This window comes from Bacillus sp. VA13 (assembly GCF_055710085.1).
The window spans coordinates 204,306-221,422 of sequence record NZ_JBVQPP010000006.1; the positions used below are offsets into that span (position 1 = coordinate 204,306).

A 17,117-nucleotide genomic window follows, 5' to 3' on the forward strand; every position below is an offset into this window, starting at 1 on the left:
CACAATTCAAAATCCAAGATCTAATTTGTCAGTCGTAGAAAGAATTGAAATAATAGAAGATGGGAGTCCGAGAATCCACTAACGATTCTCGGACCCTTATATATCTTCTATTTTTTTACGAGCAACACACAGCACTCCACATGATTCGTATGCGGAAACATATCCACAGGCTGCACTTCGAGCGTCGTATACCCGCCATCCTCAAGCACCCGCAAATCCCTCGCAAGCGTACCCGGATTACAGGACACGTACACCACCCGCTTCGGTTGCATCTCCACAATCGTCCGCAGGAGGGCTTCGTCGCAGCCTTTTCTTGGCGGGTCGACGACTAGTGTATCGGCCGTGATGCCTTCTTCATACCACTTTGGAATCACGGTTTCCGCTTCCCCGACCGCGAACTCAGCGTTTGTGATGCCGTTTAATTCAGCGTTTCGCTTGGCGTCCTCAATCGCTTCGGGCACGATTTCTACGCCGTACACTTTTTTCGCCTGCTTTGCCAGGAAGAGAGAAATCGTTCCGATGCCGCAGTAAGCGTCAATGACGGTTTCTTCACCTTGAAGCTCCGCATACTCAAGCGCTTTGTCGTAGAGCACTTTTGTTTGCTCCGGGTTGACCTGGTAGAACGATCTGGCGGAGATGGCGAATTTGACGTCTCCGATGAGGTCGTAGATGTATTCTTCGCCCCAGATGACGTTTGTTTCGTTTCCGAAGATGACGTTTGTTTTGTTCGGGTTGATGTTTTGCACGATTGATTTGACGTGCGGGAACGATGCTGTGATGTCTTCGATAATCTTCGCTTTGTGCGGGAAGTCGTTTGTTCTTGTGATGAAGACGATCATCATTTCGCCTGTAACGACGCCGTATCTGACCATGATGTGGCGGAGCCAGCCTTTGTGGCGTTCTTCGTTGTAGGCTTTGACACCGTAGTTTGCGCAAATGTCTTTGACGGCTTGGACGGCTTCGTCGTTTTTGGATTGCTGGATCAGGCAGGCGCTCATGTCGATGATGTCATGGCTTCTTTGCTGATAGAATCCCGCGACGAGTCCTCCTTCCCGTTCTCCTACCGGCACCTGCGCTTTGTTTCTGTAGTTCCATGGGTCTTGCATGCCGAGTGTCGGGTGCACGGTGACGTTGGACAGGTCCAGCTTGCCGATCCGTTCTAAGACGTCTTTGACTTGTTTCTGTTTAAACAAGAGCTGGCCTTCGTAGGTCATGTGCTGAAGCTGGCAGCCTCCGCATTGCTTGTAGATCGGACATGGGGCGTCAGTTCTGTGCGGGCTTTCTTCCTTCAGTTCGATCAGGCGGCCGAAGGCAAAGCCTTTTTTGACGCGTGTCACTTTGATTTGGGCTTTTTCTTCCGGCAGAGCGTTCGGCACGAAGATCGGGAAGCCCTGCACCTTTGCGACACCCGCTCCTTCATGAGTCAAATCCTCAAATGTCACGTCGTAGTATTCGTTTTTTTCTACTGGGGGTTTCATTTTCATCTATAATCACCTCTAGTTTTAAGCGAAAGAAAAACTTGGCCTGTACAAGCCAAGTTTTTAGTCATCCAGCTGTTCCGCTTTCTCCTTCGGCATGACGACGTGAATGTGTCGGTACAGATTCACGAATTCGCCCGGCAGCATGCCGCCGTACTCGCCGTCCAGGTTCAGCTGCATCTTTTCTGATACATTGACTTTCACGCGGTTCGCTTTTGTATAAATAATGTGCTGGTCGTTGATGTGTTCGCCGCGGAGTGCCATCGTGGCGACCCTGATAAATTCAGCAAGGTTTGCTTTCTTTAGTATCATCAAATCAAACATGCCGTCATTCAAGCTGGAATCCGGCGCGAGCTTTTCAAACCCGCCAACGGAATTTGTCAGCGTGACCAAAAACAGCATGATTTCACCTTGAAACAGCTTGCCGTCATATTCAATCTCGACTTCTGTCGGACGAAGTGAAGGCAGCATTTCCATTCCCTTTAAATAATAAGCAAGCTGGCCTAGCATCGTCTTGAGTTTGCTTGGCACGTCGTACGTCAGCTCTGTCAGACGTCCTCCTCCGGCGATATTGATAAAATACTGGCCGTTCACCTGTCCGATATCAATCGGGCGGGCAACACCGTTAATGACCGTATCTGCCGCTTTTAAAATATCCTCGCGCGGAATATTGAGCGCTCTGGCGAAGTCGTTCGTTGTGCCGACAGGAATCACACCGAGTGTCGGACGGTTGTCTAAAGGCGCAAGCCCGTTGACGACCTCGTTAATCGTTCCGTCTCCGCCTGCTGCAACGATTAAGTCAAACTCACGCAATGCCGCTTCCTTGGCAGCGTGTGTAGCGTCTCCTGCGCATGTCGTCGCATGGGTGGAGGTTTCATAGCCGGCTTGTTCAAATTTTTGCAGGACCTGGGCAAGATGCTTTTTAAAGATCTCCCGTCCTGAAGTCGGATTGTATATTATGCGTGCACGTTTCATTATCTCATCATCCTACTTAAGAGTATCCGATCCATTTTTACACTAACAACCTTTAATTATACTATGAGTTAAAAAAATCGCAACAAAATGTACATAATCTTACAGGTGAAAACGCACAAAAGCCTCAGCAGAGCTGAGGCTTTTTGTTTTTTTACTCTTCTTCCGTTCCCGGTTTTTTCTTGCGGAACTTCGCCAATACTTCGTATACGATTGGCACGATCAAGAGTGTCAGAAGCGTTGAACTGATCAAACCGCCGATAACCGTGACGCCGAGTCCTTTTGAAATGACCTGGCTTCCGCCTTCGAAGCCGAGTGCTAACGGAATCAAGGCGCCGATTGTCGCGATGGCTGTCATCAGGATCGGACGGAGTCGTGTAGAGCCGGCTTCTAGGAGCGCTTCTCTCGTAGACAGTCCTTCCATTTCCTTGTGGATGACGCGGTCAATTAAGACAATGGCATTTGTAACAACGATACCAATCAGCATGAGCATACCGATCATTGCGTTCAGACTGATCGTTTCACCTGATACATAAAGTCCGACCAGGGCACCGATGACTGTGAACGGCAATGAGAACAGAATCGCAAATGGCGCTAGTGCCCCGCCGAAGGTAATCACGAGCACAAGGTAAACGATCGCTATTGCTGCCAGCATCGCTAAACCGAGCTTCGTAAAGGAATCAGCGATATCTGCGGAAACACCGCCTGTATCGATCGTTACGTTATCAGGCATGTCAAGCTTATCAATTTTCTTCTGGACATCAGCTGATACAGCTGTAACGTTGTCAGATGTAACCTCACCTGTGACATCTGCATAGACTTTTCCGTCACGTTTTGACACAGTATCAGATGTTGATCCTTCTTTCACTTTTGCGACATCGCCGATTTTGACTTCTTTGCCAGTCGCAGAAGTGATCTTTTTATTCTCTAAATCTTTCACACTCTTATACTCGTCTTTTTCTGTCTTAATGTTCACATCAAGCTCTTTGCCGTCTTTTTTCACGGTTGTGAGCGGTTCTTGTGATGTTTGTGTCATTAAGGCCTGAGAAATTTGAGACGCAGTTAAACCGAGTTTGCTTAATTTTTCTTGGTCAGCGACAAAAGTGTACTCATCATATGTGCTGGAAAGGCCTGAGCTTACGTTTTTCAGATCCTTTTCATCTTTCATGACTTTTTCAATGTCTTTGACCGTGTCTTTAATGTCATTTTCTGAATCGCCATACACATAGTATGTTAATTCATTGTTATTGCCTGAAGAGCTGAAGTCCTGCGACTTCCATTCTCCGCGGTCAGATTGCTTTTGGATTTCCTTCAGCACGTTGTCTTTTTCTTTATCAAAATCAGGCGTGTCGCTTTCATATTTAATATAGAATAACGCACCGTTTGAATCTCCCCCGGCAAGCGGGCTGCCAGATCCTAATGAATACTGAACCGTATCCACATGCTTGCGGTCAAGCAGGATTTTTTCCGCTTTTTCAGCTTCAGCTTCGGCTTCTTTTTTCGTTTCACCCGGTTCTGGGCTGTATGTGAGCTGCATCGTTTTTTCTTCCTCGGACGGCAGGTAGCTGGCACCGATTAACGGCACGAGGAACAAGCTTCCAAGGAGCATCAGAACGGCGATGATAGACGTGATCCATTTGTGGCTCAGCGCCCAGTTCAATACTTTTTTATAGATGTTTGCAAGTCTGCCAGGTTTATGTTCTTTTGCTTTGACCTGCCCGCCCGTTAATGATTTTTTGAACAGGCTGTGCGCGAGCATCGGCACAAGCGTGATCGAAATCACCAGGGATGCGGCAAGCGCAAATACAATCGTTAAGGCAAATGGAATAAACAATTCACCGATTTGTCCGCCTACAAGTGCGAGCGGCAGGAATACCGCGATTGTCACGATCGTCGATGACATGATCGGTTTAAACATTTCCTTCGTCGCTTCTCGAACCAAGGCTTTTCCGCGGAGCGGCTCATCTTTGAGTCTCATGCGGCGGTAAATGTTCTCAATCACAACGATAGAGTCATCGACCACACGTCCAATGGCCACGGTCATTGCACCGAGCGTCATGATATTCAGTGTGATATCAAGCTGCTGCAGCACAAGAAGTGCGATCAGCAATGATAATGGAATAGAAATAATCGAAATTAATGTTGATTTGATATCTCTTAAGAATAAGAGAATAATCACAATCGCAAAAATAGCACCGAAAATGGCTTTGCTTAACATCGTTTCAACTGACTGTGTAATTGGCTCTGCCATATCGAGTGTTGCGCTGTAGTCGAAGCCTTTATGGTCTTCTTTGAACTGCTTCAGCTCATCTTTGACATTGTCGGCAACCTCTACTGTATTCGCATCGTTTGCTTTAACAATGTTGATGCCGATGCTGTCTTTTCCATTTGTGCGTGAAACAGATTCGGCTTTTTTCACATCTTTCATTGTCGCAATGTCAGAAAGCTTAACCGTCGGCACATCTGTGCTTGCGCTTTGCTGCGCCTGTGCTGCGGCTTGTGCGCTCTGCGCCGCCGCTTGAGATGCTGCGCCGCTGCCTGCACTTGAAGCAGATGCCATCGGGATTCTCATATTCTTCAAATCTTTTATTGTTTCAATATCGCCGCTTACAACGACAGATTTTTCTTTATTTCCGAATGTGTACAATCCAAGCGGAGTTGTCACATCTGAACCTTGAATCACTTGTTTGACTGTATCTTCATCAAGGCCGTATTCTTTCAGTCTGTCTTCTTTGAAAGAGAATTCAACCTCTTCCACCTGCTGGCCCGATACTTGGACGGAAGCAACGCCTTCTATGCCTTCAAGCTTAGGAACGAGGCTGTCCTCCACTTTTTTCGTCAGCTCTTGCAGATTGTCTTTATCACTGGATACGCTCAGCGTCAGAATCGGGAAGGAGTTCAAGCTGTAGCGTGAAATTTCCGGATCCTTCGCGTCATCAGGCAGGCTGACGTTTTCTAATGCTTCAGCCGCTTCTGTTTTCGCTTTGTCCATATCTTTCTCATAGTCATATTCAATCATGACAGACGATGCGTTTTCATAGGACGTCGAAGTCACAACACTGACCCCGTCCAAATTCTGCACCGCTTGTTCAACCGGTTTGGTCACCTCATCAGCCACTTGGCTAGGCGTCGCGCCCGGATATGTCGTGCTGATCGTCAAGTAAGGCATGTTCACGTCAGGAATGGATTCTTGCTTCATATTCATACCCGCATACAAGCCGGCTGCTGTTACAATAATCGTCATCAGCCATACGGCGAATTTGTTTTTCAGAACGAAATTAATAACGTGATTCATCATATCCTCCATTACATTTTTTATTGACTGACTGGTCATTCTATATAATACTAAACGTTATAACGCAACAACGTCAACTCATATACCAGAAAATTTTACTAAATTTTTCAAGGATTAAGGGGAAGCACGTCATGAATGAAAAAAAAGAGAGAATCATAAAAACCAGCATTCATTTATTTGCGAAAAAAGGATTTGCAGCTACGACGATTCAGGAAATCGCTAGTGAATGCGGTATCTCGAAGGGCGCTTTTTATTTGCACTTTAAATCGAAAGAAGCGCTGCTGTTATCTGCCTGTGAATATTACATCGGTATGTCTATGAAAAAAATGAAAAATATAGAAGAGGATCTCGCCGGAAAACCGCCTAAGGAAGTGCTAAAAAAACAAATTGGCGCTCAGTTTGAAGATTTTCGCGATCATAAAGATTTTATCGTTCTTTTGCTTAATGAAAATATCATTCCGGAGAATCAAGAAATCAAGCAATACTTTTACAACATAACCGCGGAAACGGATAAACTGTACCGGAACGCCTTGTTGACGTCTTATGGCGAAGGAATCGAGCGGTACGTAGCGGACCTCTCCATCATGGCAAGAGGTATTGTGCATTCCTATATGAATGTGATGGTATTTAACGGAGAGCTCAATATCGATGCAGAGGAAATCTCAGCCTTTATCATCGAGAGACTGGATGACCTCGTACAGGGACTGAGCCGTTCAGCCCTCAATCCAATTGTGCCAAAAGACATTTTCAGACCGATGCCGGCGGGGAAAGACCAGCTCCTTGAGGACATTCAGAAAGTGAAAGAAAACAGCACGCTTCCCGAGGATATCACTGTATCGCTGGAGGTCATCGAGGAAGAACTGTCTCAGGATAAACCGCGCAAGCCAATTATTAAAGGCATGCTGTCCAATTTAACCGGAACCACCGACAAAGAAATTGAAAAGCTTCGGACTCTGATCTCTGTTTTCATCTCGATTTGACCATAAAAAAAGCAGCCTCTGCGGGCTGCTTTTTTTATTAACGTTTTTTAATTTCTTCAAGCAGGATTTTGTTAACCATCGGCGGGTTGGCTTGTCCTTTGGACGCTTTCATAATCTGTCCAACAAGGAATCCGATCGCACGGTCTTTCCCGTTTTTAAAGTCTTCGATTGATTGAGGATTGTTGTCAAGCGCCTCTGTGACAAGCTTCAGAAGCACGCCTTCGTCAGAAATCTGAACGAGGCCTTTCTCTTTCACAATCTTCTCAGCGTCGCCGCCTTTTTCAATCAATTCCTTAAACACTTTCTTCGCGATCTTAGAAGAAATGGTTCCTTTTTCAATCAATTTGATCATGCCGGCAAGGCCTTCAGGTGTCAGCGCAACGTCAGCAAGCTCTTTTTGCTCAGCATTCAGATAAGCTGACACTTCACCCATCAGCCAGTTGGACGCTTGTTTGGCTTCAGCGCCTTTTTGAACGGTTTCTTCGAAGAAATCAGCCATTTCTTTTGTCAGCGTCAGAACCATCGCGTCATATGCAGGCAATCCAAGCTCTTCGATATAACGCTTGCGGCGCTCATCCGGAAGTTCAGGAATACTTGCTTTTACGCGTTCCTTCCATTCGTCATCAATGTAGAGCTCGACAAGGTCTGGCTCTGGGAAGTAACGGTAGTCGTCAGATCCCTCTTTGACACGCATGAGAATGGTTTTCTTCGTTGCTTCGTCGTAACGGCGTGTTTCCTGCTGGATGACGCCGCCGGAGAGAAGAACCTGCTCCTGGCGTTTTTCTTCGTGTTCAAGACCTTTTTGAACAAACGCAAAGGAGTTCAAGTTTTTCAATTCTGTTTTTGTGCCGAATTCCTCTTGGCCGATCGGACGAAGAGAGATATTAGCGTCACAGCGAAGTGAGCCTTCTTCCATTTTACAGTCAGAAACGCCAGTATATTGGATGATGGACTTCAGCTTTTCAAGATACGCGTATGCTTCTTCCGGCGTGCGGATATCCGGCTCTGATACGATCTCAACAAGCGGCGTTCCCTGGCGGTTGAAGTCAACAAGAGAATAGCCGTCGCCTGTATGCGTCAGTTTTCCGGCATCTTCTTCAAGGTGAAGGCGTGTGATGCCGATGCGTTTTGTTTTTCCGCCGACTTCAATTTCGATCCAGCCGTTTTCGCCGATTGGCTTATCAAATTGAGAAATCTGATACGCTTTCGGGTTGTCCGGATAGAAATAGTTTTTGCGGTCAAACTTCGTATCCGTTGCGATCTCACAGTTGAGTGCCATAGCGGCTTTCATTGCGAATTCAACGGCTTCTTTGTTCAGAACAGGCAGGACGCCCGGGTATCCGAGGTCAATGACACTTGTCTGCGTATTCGCCTCCGCGCCGAATGGCGTTGGAGAGCTTGAGAAAATTTTTGATTTTGTTTTTAACTCGACGTGGACTTCAAGTCCGATTACCGTTTCAAAGTTCAATTTTTTTCACCCCTTACAGTTCAGGTTTTGCTTTATGATGGTCTGTCGCTTGTTCAAAAGCATGAGCAACGCGGTATACAGTGCTTTCATCAAAGTGTTTTCCGATGATTTGCAGGCCGAGCGGAAGTCCGTCTGCTAATCCGCATGGCACACTGATTCCCGGTACGCCGGCAAGGTTGACCGGAATCGTTAAGATATCGTTTGCGTACATTGTAAGCGGATCTTTCGTATTTTCACCGATTTTAAATGCTGGTGTCGGTGTCGTCGGTCCGACAATAACATCATATTTCTCAAATACGTCTTCGAAGTCTTTCTTAATCAAGGTACGCACTTTTTGCGCTTTTTTGTAGTACGCATCGTAGTAGCCTGAGCTTAAAGCGAACGTTCCGAGCATGATGCGGCGTTTGACTTCATTTCCGAAACCTTCAGCGCGCGTTTGCTTGTAAAGGTCGATCAGGTTGTCCGCGTTGTCTGTACGGTAGCCGTAGCGGATGCCGTCAAAGCGTGCAAGGTTGGCTGACGCTTCAGAAGATGACAGCAGGTAATATGTCGCAAGCGCGTATTTGCTGTGCGGAAGAGACACTTCTTCCCATGTAGCGCCGAGGCCTTCAAGCACTTTCAACGCGGCAAGTACAGATTCTCTCGCTTCTTTGCCGACACCTTCACCAAGGTATTCTTTCGGAACGGCGATTTTCAGTCCTTTGATGTCGCCAGTTAATGAAGAAAGAAAATCAGGCACGTCCACATTTGCACTCGTGGAGTCCATTTTATCTACGCCGGAAATCGCTTGAAGCAAGAATGCGTTGTCCTCAACCGTACGAGTAATCGGCCCGATTTGGTCTAATGAAGACGCAAATGCGACGAGCCCGTAACGGGATACACGTCCGTATGTAGGCTTTAATCCGACTACGCCGCAGAAAGATGCAGGCTGACGGATGGAACCGCCTGTGTCAGATCCAAGAGAAAACGGAACTTCTCCCGCAGCAACCGCAGCCGCTGAACCGCCGCTTGAACCGCCGGGAACTGTATCTAAGTTCCAAGGGTTTTTCGTCAGCTTGTAAGCTGAGTTTTCGGTAGATGACCCCATGGCGAATTCGTCCATGTTCAATTTCCCGATTGTGACCGCTTCAGCGTCTTGAAGGCGCTGAACAACAGTAGCATCGTAGATCGGATCGAAGTTTTCGAGAATTTTGCTGGAGCATGTTGTGCGCAGCCCTTTTGTTACGATATTATCTTTTACGCCGATCGGCATACCAAAAAGAAGACCGTGCTCAGAACGGCCGTCAACCGCCTCGTCAAGCTCCTTCGCGTACGCGCGCGCTCTTTCTTCATCTAATGCCAAAAAGGCTTGTACCTTATCATCAACCGCTTGGATGCGTTTATAAGATTCGTCAACCAGATCAGAAATCTTAATCTCTTTTTTATGTATGAGCTGTTTTAATTCTGTGATTTTATGATCAAATAATGACATTCTTGTGTCCCTCCTTTAGTCCAAAATTGATGGCACACGAATATAGCCGTCTTTATGGTCAGGCGCATTTTTCATAACGTCCTCAACCGGAAGACCTTTACCCGCTTCATCTTCTCTCATGACATTTTTCATTTTCAGCACGTGAGTTGTAGGCTCCACATTGTCTGTGTTGACCTCATTAAGCTCCTCGGCAAATGAAATGATGCTGTCAAGCTGTTCAGTGAACATTTTTGCTTCTTCTTCAGTAATCGCAAGTCTTGCAAGGTGCGCAACGTGCTTTACTTCTTCTATTGAAATTCGTGACATATGATCCACCTCCACATATTTCTCCGTTAAGTCATATAATACTGATCATATCAAAAACAAGCCCTCTAAAGCAACAAAACACCTTGGGACAGGCCTGTGTTTTCGAGACAATACCCTATATATTTTATACTAAAAAGAGGCAAAGGAGAAACGAAATACTTTTCTGAATATTTTTACTTTTATTATTTTTTGAAAACGCTTCATTCTTTATTCCCTTCTAGGTTTGCAATAGTATTTTCAGCTGGTGATCCAGGTTTCATCGCTTGAATGGCCGGGAATACTTTGTTAGGTTAAGTTAACAAGTGCACCTGCAAATGAATGACTTTAGGGTTTGCACTTGCGCCAGGCTGCTTAACTGGCACCATCAATTTGAGAGGTGATGCAACATTATTAGAAATGAAGAGAGGGTAAAATGTGAGTATTGAAATTATTATATCGTTAGGAATTTATTTTACTGCCATGCTGTTAATCGGCTGGTACTCGTTTAAGAAAACAACTGATATCAACGATTACATGCTTGGAGGAAGAGGTCTCGGACCGTTTGTCACAGCTTTGTCTGCCGGTGCGGCGGATATGAGCGGATGGATGCTGATGGGAATTCCAGGAGCAATGTTTGCGACAGGCTTGTCGACACTATGGCTTGCACTCGGTTTGACAATCGGCGCGTATTCGAACTATCTTCTTTTGGCTCCGCGTCTTAGAGCGTATACGGAAGCGGCGGATGACGCGATTACGATTCCCGATTTCTTTGATAAACGATTCCAGCATTCTTCGTCAGTGCTGAAAATTGTATCAGCTTTAATCATTATGATCTTTTTCACACTGTATACTTCTTCAGGTATGGTATCAGGCGGAAGATTATTTGAATCTGCTTTTGGAGCCGATTATACACTTGGACTCCTGCTGACTGCAGGCGTTGTCGTGTTATATACACTGTTTGGCGGTTTCCTTGCTGTCAGTCTGACTGACTTTGTACAGGGTGCGATCATGTTTGCAGCACTAGTGCTTGTGCCGATCGTTGCTTTTACCCAGCTGGGCGGCGTTTCTCCTGCTTTACATGAGATTACAGCTGTAGACCCAAAGCTATTGGATATTTTTAAAGGCGCGAGCGTCATTAGCATTATTTCTTATTTGGCCTGGGGCTTAGGCTACTACGGCCAGCCTCATATCATCGTCCGTTTTATGGCGATTAAGCATATCAAGGATTTAAAACCTGCGCGCAGAATCGGTATGAGCTGGATGATTATCTCCATTCTTGGTTCAACCGTAACGGGTTTAGTCGGTGTGGCTTACGCACATAAATTCGGAGTTGCTGTAATTGATCCTGAAACGATTTTCATTATTTTTTCTAAAATATTGTTCCATCCATTAATTACGGGATTTTTGCTGTCTGCTATTTTAGCAGCGATTATGAGTTCGATCTCTTCTCAGCTTCTGGTAACAGCGAGCGCAATGACAGAAGATTTATACCGGACATTTTTCAGACGTGAAGCATCAGATAAAGAATTGGTCATGACCGGCCGGCTGTCAGTATTGATTATCGCGGTCATTGCGATTCTCATGTCCTTGAATCCAAGCAGCACGATTCTTGATTTGGTTGGTTATGCGTGGGCCGGATTCGGTTCTGCTTTTGGGCCTGCCATTCTACTGAGCCTGTATTGGAAACGGATGACTGAATGGGGCGCCCTTTCAGCCATGGTTGTGGGAGCCGCGACAGTATTAATTTGGATTACTACTGGTTTAGCTGACTCTACAGGCATCTATGAAATGATTCCAGGATTTTTCCTGAGTATGATTGCAGGTATTATCGGAAGCTTGATCACAAAACGTCCTGCAAAAGCCTCTTACCGTTTATTCGGTGTCATGGAAAAGCTGTTAAAACGCAAAAAGTAAGCAATAAGCCATCAAGCTCTGCTTGATGGCTTTTGTGCTCTTGTTTTGCTATAAATACTGTGAGAAAATCATATTTATTTAAAAACACCTTAGAGAAGGGGGAAGTTGCTGTTGAGCTGGTATATTGATCCTGATATATTATTAAAACTGGGCATTGCCACTTTGATAGGCATGGTCATCGGGCTTGAGCGCGAATTAAAAAATAAGCCGCTCGGATTAAAAACCTGTATCGTTATCGCCGTCAGCTCATGCATGCTGACGATCGTCAGTATTAATGCGGCATATCATTTCCCTAAATACTACCGCATCATGATGGATCCGCTGCGTCTGCCAGCACAAATCATCTCCGGCGTCGGGTTTATCGGAGCCGGTGTCATCTTGCGGAAAAGCAACGATGTCATTTCCGGCCTGACGACATCAGCTATGATCTGGGGGGCAGCAGGGCTCGGGCTGGCAACGGGAGCCGGATTTTATAAAGAAGCGTTTGCCAGTCTTCTGTTCATCCTGATCAGCGTGGAATTTCTCCCATGGGTGGTCAGAAAAATCGGTCCAGACCGCCTTCAGGAAAAAGACATCCGTATCAGAATGTCGCTTTCTGATAAAGACAAAATGACAGAGATTTTAAAAGAAATGAAAAGAAGAGATATCAAAACACACTCCGTCCGGATCGACGATCTGGGCGAAAAGGAATTTCCGATTATGGAAGTGAAGGTCCGCGTCCATAAAAACAGGTACACGACCGATGTCTACTATGACATTAAAGACATTGAAGGCGTAGTCGGCGTAAAGTGTGATACATTATAAAAGCCAATGGGACTGAATCCCATTGGCTTTTTTCTATCTACATCAGTGCGGAAAAATCAAATGCTGTGATCGGTGTGCCATTCTCTATATCTCTTCTGAAGCCGGCGAGCATTTCTTTTTCCTCTTCTCCTATTGCGTTAAGGTCAAACATCTGATGTAGCAGTCCATAAATCAGCATATGGCGGAGGCGGAGGAAATCAGGTATCCTTTCCAGCCATGCAGGATCAAGTTCATTTTTCTCCCAGTACCCTTTCATGAAATGCGTCATAAATTCTTCTGTAAACGCAGCTTTATCTTCATATGGCACAACCGGGTACCACAGCACATTGTAGAGGAGAATGCTGATATCGTTAATGAACCAATTATAGCCGATATCATCAAAATCAAATGCTGTGATTTTGCCATGATCCCAATGAAAATTGCCATGATGCAGATCCGCGTGCACCAAACCGTAGCTGTCCCGGCTTTTCGGCAGCCGCCGCAGTTCATTCATCAGAGAATCGGCTTGCTGAAACACTTTTGTCTGTTCTCCAGGCACATACTTTCTCAGCTTTAATTGCTCCTCTTCATCCCATTCCTGCCTTTTAAAAGCAGAATTGCTCAGTTTATAGCTTTTTGTCAGGCTGTGCATCTCGCCTGTGTATCTGCCAAGCTCATAAAATAGCGTTTCATTCCAGTCTGATTCATCTACTTTTTGCCCTGGCGCTTTCTCATACACTCTTAGTAAAAATGAACCGCCGTTTCCGTCCGGCACTTCTTCAACGTCTTTTCCGCCCAGCGACGGCAGCGGTTTGGCAACTGATAGCCCATCTTCCGCAAGGTGACGAAGCCATTCCATTTCTCCCATAATATAATCAGAAGATCTCCGAATTGTATGGGTGATCTTTAAAATATAAGATTGATTGTCTTTCATAAATTCATATACATAGTTTTCCGCATCAGCCAGAAAACGCACCTGACTGTTTGAGAAACCGTATTTCATCGCAGCCTCTGCCAAAACCTGATCTTCATGAAATATGTTTTTGATTTCTTTATGCACGTCTAACTCCCTTTCTTTGCTATTGATTTGATATTGATTGTTTTCACACGAGTTCCAGCATCAACATACCTCCCCCTAATTTGTGTTTCGGCAGTAGCGAAAATGCATCTTTTTTCCTTTTCCTGCTAATTGTAACATAAAAAAACCCTTGCGCCATATTGGCACAAGGGTTCTGCTTTGTTTATCAGTCATAAATGTGAACAGTCGGCTCTTTATCTCCGGCATTGCGGATAATGACCGCTTCCTGTCCGTCTGAGGATGTGATATTGACTTCGACATCAACTGAGCTCTTGGAGTAGTAATCCATCACTTCACCCGTTAAAAACTGGGTAAACGCGACAACTTCACTTTTTCCGTAGAATTGCATTGGAATGTCAATCTTCATTTTCGACATTTCATCATTTTCATATAACGCTGTACCTACAACGCCTGTGTAGTTCGGGAAATATTCTTCAATTGCGTTTTTGAACCGCTTAAAGACCTCGGTGTCATCCGGGTATTTTTCTGCTGTCGTTGTATCCGCCGGATAAAATACATATTTTTCGTTTATGTCATCCCAGTTTGAGATATCCGTGGAGCCAGCTTTGACTTCTGTTTTGGCGATGAAGTTCCCCGGCACAATCGATGTTTTTGAAGCCTGCTTATAGAGCGCGACTGTGATCGGCACATTCTTCAGGTTATCTTTTTTACGGAGGCGGTTAATGACCTCTTGTGCGATTTTTTCTCCCTGCTCGCGAAGCGTGCTGTCCTTAATCTCCACTTCTTTTTGAGGGTCGCCTGTTTTTTCACGATAGTAATACACGGAGTTTAATGCCAGCCCGATCATCACGCCGCCAAGCTGGATGGAATTCTTGTCTTTTCTGACTAAATAATCGTGCTCCAGCATGGACGCTAAATAAACCGGGCTGTTTTCGTTCTTTTCTTCTGTTGAACCGGAGTTCGGAAGCGCTGGGTTCAAGCCTTCATTTTTGAAGTTTTTATCTTCTTTTTGGGCTTTTTTCAGATCAGAGCCTGTTTTTTTCCGTGCCAGCCAGCTTAATACTGTATCTTCATCTAAATATTGTCCTTCTTGGAACAGATAATCGTCAGTCGAGAAAGAATCTTGGGCAAGACGCATCAGCCCTGTTTCAAACTCATCAATGTCCAGTCTTGTATTCAGCTGTTCCGTTGTTAAGCCGCGCGCTTTTCCTGCCTTAAACGGCAGCACCATTTTGTAATAGGAGTCAGAGATATTATATTTCGGGACAATCGCTTTTTCTGACGATTTCGCCGTCTTTTGCGTGATCTCTTCCTCCTTATCCCCCCCAAAACCTGACGAACAGGCAGACAGCATTAACACTGCCGCCGTTGCCGCCATTGCCAACGTCTTTTTCAATAGAAAACACTCCTCTTATTTCTTTAGCTCTCCCATTAACTGTTCTTCATTCCACACTTCAATGTTCAGCTCTTGTGCTTTTGTGAGCTTGCTTCCCGCCGCTTCTCCGGCGATGACCAAGTCTGTGTTTTTGCTGACGCTTCCAGTCAGCTTGCCTCCTAGCGCTTCGATTTGCGCTTTGGCATCGTTTCTTGACAGTTCTTCCAGCTTTCCTGTCAGAACAATTGTTTTACCGGCAAAGTAAGAATCGCTGTCCTCTGCTTTTACTTTTTTCGGGCCTTTGTAAAGTGTGTTTACGCCCAGCTCCTGAAGTTCATTCAAGAGATCAAGCATTTCTTCTTTATGAAAATAAGTGATGACCGCATCAGCCATTTTTTCACCGATTTCATCGATTGCGAGAAGCTCCTCTTTTGAAGCTTTTTTCAGGTTCTCCAAGCTTTCAAAATGCATGGCAAGCGTCTTTGCGGCCTTTGAACCGATAAAGCGGATGCCGAGTCCGAATAGCAAGCGCTCTAACGAGTTCTCTTTTGATTTTTGGATGGAGCTAATCAGGTTTTCAGTGGATTTTTCGCCCATGCGTTCGAGCTGGATGACCTGTTCCTTCGTCAGCTTATACAAATCCGCCACATTATGGACAAGGTTCTCATCAAACAGCTGTGTGATAACTCGTTCGCCAAGCCCGTCAATGTTCATGGCATTGCGGGAAACGAAATGGATCAGCCCTTCCCGGATTTGCGCTGGGCATTCAGGATTAATGCAGCGAAGCGCCACTTCTCCTTCGATGCGGACGAGTTCGCTCCCGCATTCAGGACATTCCGTCGGCATGCTGAATTCCTTTTCTTCTCCTGTGCGCTGTTCAACAAGGACGTTCACGACTTCCGGAATGATATCGCCCGCTTTTTTAATGACGACCTTATCTAATATCCGAATATCCTTCTCTTTAATTAAATCTTCGTTATGAAGGGATGCTCTTGAGACCGTTGTGCCGGCAACTTTTACCGGCTCAAGAATGGCGGTCGGCGTAATTACACCCGTTCTGCCGACATTTAATTCGATGTCGAGAAGCTTTGTCACGACCTCTTCAGCAGGGAATTTATAGGCGATGGCCCAGCGCGGGCTTTTCGCCGTAAAACCGAGCTCCTCCTGCTGATCAAGAGAATCAACTTTAATCACGATGCCGTCAATTTCATACGGGAGGTCAGCGCGCTTAGCCTGAAACTCATCGATCAGTGCAATAACTTCTTCTATGCTGTCGCATTTTTTTCGTTCCTGGTTTGTTTTAAATCCGATTTCGTCGAGAAAATCAAGCCCCTGGCTTTGCGTCTCCACACCCATCTCGTCAAGCTCCGCTATACTGTAGACGAAGATATCGAGGTTTCGTTTCGCTGCAATTTTCGGATCGAGCTGTCTGAGTGATCCCGCGGCGGCATTTCGCGGATTGGCGAACGGTTCTTCTTCGTTTTTGATCCGTTCCTCATTGAGCGCTTCAAACGAACGCTTCGGCATATACGCCTCGCCGCGCACTTCGATCGACAGATCACGTTTCATTTTGAGCGGAATATTGCGGATCGTCTTCAGATTCTCCGTAATATCCTCTCCCGTCGTTCCGTCACCTCTTGTGGCTCCTCTGACAAAATAGCCGTCTTCATAACGGAGAGAAACAGCAAGACCGTCTATTTTCAGCTCCACATTATACGCCACATCGTCGCCGACGGCCTGGCGCACCCGGCGGTCGAAATCACGAAGATCATCGGCATTAAAGGCGTTGCCCAGACTGAGCATCGGCGTGCCGTGTGTGACTTTCTGAAACGCTTCAAGCACGGCTCCGCCGACACGCTGCGTAGGAGAGTCAGGTGTTCTGAGGTCTGGATGCTCCTCCTCGATCGCAATCAGCTCCTGCATCAATCTGTCGTATTCAGCATCAGGGACGCTCGGTTCATCTAAGGTGTAATATTCATAGCTATACTTGTTGATGGTGCGGCGCAGTTCGTCTGCCCGCTGCTTCGCTGTTTCTTTGTCCATCTGCTTCTTCCTTT

Annotated in this window: 11 protein-coding genes and 1 pseudogene; 3 read left to right on the forward strand and 9 right to left on the reverse strand. The window is 45.9% G+C overall.

Translation table 11 applies throughout. From position 1 onward, the window contains the following. Window positions 1-107: 107 nt before the first annotated feature. The 3 genes from rlmD to srfP all read right to left on the reverse strand — a co-directional run bounded on the left by rlmD (window position 108) and on the right by srfP (window position 5,745). Complete coding sequence (rlmD, locus tag AC0C66_RS20170) at window positions 108-1,484, reverse strand: 23S rRNA (uracil(1939)-C(5))-methyltransferase RlmD (protein WP_461845939.1); 1,377 nt, start codon at window positions 1,482-1,484, stop codon at window positions 108-110. 57 nt (window positions 1,485-1,541) lie between these two features. Then, a complete protein-coding gene (locus tag AC0C66_RS20175; protein WP_003219448.1) occupies window positions 1,542-2,453 on the reverse strand; it encodes a diacylglycerol kinase in 912 nt (303 codons plus the stop codon). Window positions 2,454-2,604: 151 nt separating this feature from the next. Further along, window positions 2,605-5,745: a surfactin resistance protein SrfP gene (gene srfP / locus AC0C66_RS20180; RefSeq protein ID WP_461845944.1), complete on the reverse strand. Its 3,141-nt coding sequence runs from the start codon at window positions 5,743-5,745 to the stop codon at window positions 2,605-2,607. 131 nt (window positions 5,746-5,876) lie between these two features. Here srfP and AC0C66_RS20185 point away from each other — a divergent pair. After that, window positions 5,877-6,744 (forward strand): annotated as a pseudogene (locus AC0C66_RS20185) (TetR/AcrR family transcriptional regulator); the annotation flags it as partial. A gap of 18 nt (window positions 6,745-6,762) precedes the next feature. Here AC0C66_RS20185 and gatB read toward each other — a convergent pair. From gatB to gatC, 3 genes are read right to left on the reverse strand one after another with little or no spacing between them, the layout of a single operon-like run. Further along, entirely contained in the window at window positions 6,763-8,193 is a 1,431-nt protein-coding gene (gene gatB, locus AC0C66_RS20190; RefSeq protein ID WP_003219444.1) for an Asp-tRNA(Asn)/Glu-tRNA(Gln) amidotransferase subunit GatB, read from the reverse strand. A gap of 13 nt (window positions 8,194-8,206) precedes the next feature. Next, window positions 8,207-9,664: an Asp-tRNA(Asn)/Glu-tRNA(Gln) amidotransferase subunit GatA gene (gene gatA / locus AC0C66_RS20195; RefSeq protein WP_003242878.1), complete on the reverse strand. Its 1,458-nt coding sequence runs from the start codon at window positions 9,662-9,664 to the stop codon at window positions 8,207-8,209. Window positions 9,665-9,679: 15 nt separating this feature from the next. Beyond that, on the reverse strand, window positions 9,680-9,970 hold the full coding sequence (gene gatC / locus AC0C66_RS20200) for an Asp-tRNA(Asn)/Glu-tRNA(Gln) amidotransferase subunit GatC (RefSeq protein WP_003219442.1): 291 nt from the start codon (window positions 9,968-9,970) through the stop codon (window positions 9,680-9,682). Between the two features lie 414 nt (window positions 9,971-10,384). Between gatC and putP the strand changes: the two genes are divergently transcribed. Next, entirely contained in the window at window positions 10,385-11,863 is a 1,479-nt protein-coding gene (putP, locus tag AC0C66_RS20205; RefSeq protein WP_472973689.1) for a sodium/proline symporter PutP, read from the forward strand. Between the two features lie 105 nt (window positions 11,864-11,968). Continuing rightward, complete coding sequence (locus AC0C66_RS20210) at window positions 11,969-12,667, forward strand: MgtC/SapB family protein (RefSeq protein WP_072181537.1); 699 nt, start codon at window positions 11,969-11,971, stop codon at window positions 12,665-12,667. A gap of 37 nt (window positions 12,668-12,704) precedes the next feature. Here the strand turns inward: AC0C66_RS20210 and AC0C66_RS20215 are convergent, their stop codons facing one another. The 3 genes from AC0C66_RS20215 to ligA form a co-directional block, all read right to left on the reverse strand. Next, window positions 12,705-13,706 (reverse strand): phosphotransferase enzyme family protein, encoded by a 1,002-nt coding sequence (locus tag AC0C66_RS20215; protein ID WP_472973690.1) that lies wholly within the window; start codon window positions 13,704-13,706, stop codon window positions 12,705-12,707. Window positions 13,707-13,890: 184 nt separating this feature from the next. Further along, window positions 13,891-15,081 carry a CamS family sex pheromone protein gene (locus AC0C66_RS20220; RefSeq protein ID WP_014112934.1) on the reverse strand — a complete coding sequence of 397 codons (1,191 nt, stop codon included), beginning with the start codon at window positions 15,079-15,081 and terminating at the stop codon, window positions 13,891-13,893. 15 nt (window positions 15,082-15,096) lie between these two features. Further along, the gene (ligA, locus tag AC0C66_RS20225) at window positions 15,097-17,103 is read right to left on the reverse strand and encodes an NAD-dependent DNA ligase LigA (protein ID WP_461719730.1); all 2,007 of its coding nucleotides are present in this window, start codon (window positions 17,101-17,103) and stop codon (window positions 15,097-15,099) included. Window positions 17,104-17,117: the final 14 nt, after the last annotated feature.

Excerpts from the sequence above, each read along its gene's own strand:
- rlmD (WP_461845939.1), bottom strand. The coding sequence starts at position 1,484 with ATGAAAATGAAACCCCCAGTAGAAAAAAACGAATACTACGACGTGACA.
- AC0C66_RS20175 (WP_003219448.1), bottom strand. The coding sequence starts at position 2,453 with ATGAAACGTGCACGCATAATATACAATCCGACTTCAGGACGGGAGATC.
- srfP (WP_461845944.1), bottom strand. The coding sequence starts at position 5,745 with ATGAATCACGTTATTAATTTCGTTCTGAAAAACAAATTCGCCGTATGG.
- gatA (WP_003242878.1), bottom strand. The coding sequence starts at position 9,664 with ATGTCATTATTTGATCATAAAATCACAGAATTAAAACAGCTCATACAT.
- gatC (WP_003219442.1), bottom strand. The coding sequence starts at position 9,970 with ATGTCACGAATTTCAATAGAAGAAGTAAAGCACGTTGCGCACCTTGCA.
- ligA (WP_461719730.1), bottom strand. The coding sequence starts at position 17,103 with ATGGACAAAGAAACAGCGAAGCAGCGGGCAGACGAACTGCGCCGCACC.